The following is a 369-nucleotide window of genomic DNA, read 5'->3' on the forward strand; positions in this document are numbered from 1 at the left end:
GGCGGCCGGGTGCTGGCCGTCGGCGTCCATCAGCACGACGACCTCGCCGCGCGCGGCGTCGAGTCCAGCGGTCAGCGCCGCTTCCTTGCCGAAATTGCGCGACAGCTCGATCAGCACCACGCCCGGGTGCGCCGCGCACAGCGCGCGCGCCACGGCGGCCGTGTCGTCGCGGCTGCCGTCGTCGACCACCAGCACCTCCACCTGGGGCGACAGCGCGTGCAGCGATGCCAGCACCTGCGGTACCACCTGGGCCAGGTTCTGGCCCTCGTTGTAGGCCGGCAGCACGCAGGAAATGGAGGGGATCCGGGTGGCGCGGGGCGCCGGGACGCCAGCGTGGGGCATGTCAGGGGCCGTAGGGTTCGCAGGGGG

Annotated in this window: 1 protein-coding gene; it reads right to left on the reverse strand. The window is 74.0% G+C overall.

What is annotated here, in order from left to right:
• Nucleotides 1-342, reverse strand: a 342-nt coding sequence (locus B5P42_RS31690) for a glycosyltransferase (RefSeq protein WP_142674091.1), incomplete at its 3' end; no start/stop codon positions are given.
• Nucleotides 343-369: the final 27 nt, after the last annotated feature.

The sequence above is a fragment of the Bacillus sp. SRB_331 genome, from assembly GCF_003264175.1.
In the GTDB taxonomy this organism is placed as follows: domain Bacteria; phylum Bacillota; class Bacilli; order Bacillales; family Bacillaceae_G; genus Bacillus_A; species Bacillus_A mycoides.